Source organism: Rahnella bruchi, from assembly GCF_003614975.1.
Classification (GTDB): Bacteria; Pseudomonadota; Gammaproteobacteria; order Enterobacterales; family Enterobacteriaceae; genus Rahnella; species Rahnella bruchi.
Genome location: NZ_QZWI01000047.1, coordinates 1 through 1,414, shown reverse-complemented (window position 1 = coordinate 1,414; position 1,414 = coordinate 1). Strand labels below are relative to the sequence as shown.

Sequence of the window (1,414 nt, the reverse complement as noted above, 5' to 3'; positions counted from 1 at the left end):
GCGCGGTTTGCAGGGCCGTTTTGCCGCTGACCAGCGGGGTAATATCTGCGGTCCCGGCGACGTTGCCGCTGGTAAAGGTGGCGGTATACACGCCCGGCGCAGACTCGCTAAAGGCGGAAATCGTGGCGTTTTTCAACGGCGTAACGGACGCTGCGCTGGCCGGTGCTAATGTCACTGTCGCCGCTAACTGAGAGGCCATCGCGGTCACCGGTAACTGATCGGCACCGGTAATGCGTAACGTCATCGTGGAGGTGCTGGTGCCGTCGGCCAGTAAGGTATCCGGACTCACCGTGGTAGAAGACTGCCATGTCGCCGCGTCATAGCCTGACACATAGACATTCATTTCACTGCTGTTAGAACCGTTGCCTCTGGCGTCGAAGGCCTTACCTCTGACGAGGTAATGATTGTTCACCCCGCCGTACTGATAATTTGGCAATGTGATGCTGTACTGACCCGAGCGTTTATCCTGAGTGATGCTACCGCCGTGTTGCAGGAGCTCATCGGCCTGCCAGTCAATGCGATCCACCCCATATTTGCTGTTAACCACCGCAGAAATCGGCAGGGTAGCACTTTCAGCGCCTTCGATTTTGGCCGGTAAGCCCAGCGAGATCAGATCCTGCTTGCGGTAATCCAGCACAATCGTATTGTTGCGGTTGACCAGGTCCATGCGGCTGCCGAGAAGCGAACGCCTCACCGCTACCTGCGACGCATCCAGCTGCTTGTCGAGACTGACGCCCGGTGCATAGCTGAAGCTCAGGTTAAACTGAGTATCCTGCGTGTCGCCTTTGCCCATTTTCTGGCTGACGCCCGCTGTCATGAGGGTGAATGGCGTGTAGTTCAGGCCGACAGTCACTGCATACGGATCTTTCTGACGGTTATTTTCATCATTAAACAAATCAACGTTATCGCCATAATATTGCTCAAACACCGCGCTTGCGCCCAGCTGCGGCCACGAAGGTAAATACCCTTCGGTGCGAATATCGAATCCGTTGGCCGCGCGTTCGTCATAATCCTGATAGCGCTCTGACGCCATCCAGTCTGTCAGTCGCATATAACCATTCGCAGAGATTTTTAAATAATCCCAGCCTAATTCCCCCCCTACGCCCATACGCTGATGATGATTTTGCGATATCTGGCGATCGTAGAAAGTATTGGTTCCCCACATCCAATGATTATTAAAATGACGATAGCCAATCCCGGTATTGATAATATTTCGGTCATCCGCGCGGCGACCACCCAGCTGGGTAAATAACAGGTTTACTTTGTCGTCATAGAGAGGTAGCAGGACGTCCAGCTCGGCATCCTGAAGAGAGAAATTATTATCTACCGACGCTTTTACGCGCGCGGTCCCGAACTGGTTTAGCCAGGACTCCACGCTTTGCGCCGCCTTGCCGGTGGCACCGGAAGCGACCAT

The 1,414-nt window shown here is 54.3% G+C and carries 1 protein-coding gene; it reads right to left on the bottom strand.

Annotated elements, in window-relative coordinates; genetic code table 11:
* Window positions 1-1,414, bottom strand: a 1,414-nt coding sequence (locus D5398_RS25255; protein WP_208646096.1) for an inverse autotransporter beta domain-containing protein, incomplete at both ends; no start/stop codon positions are given.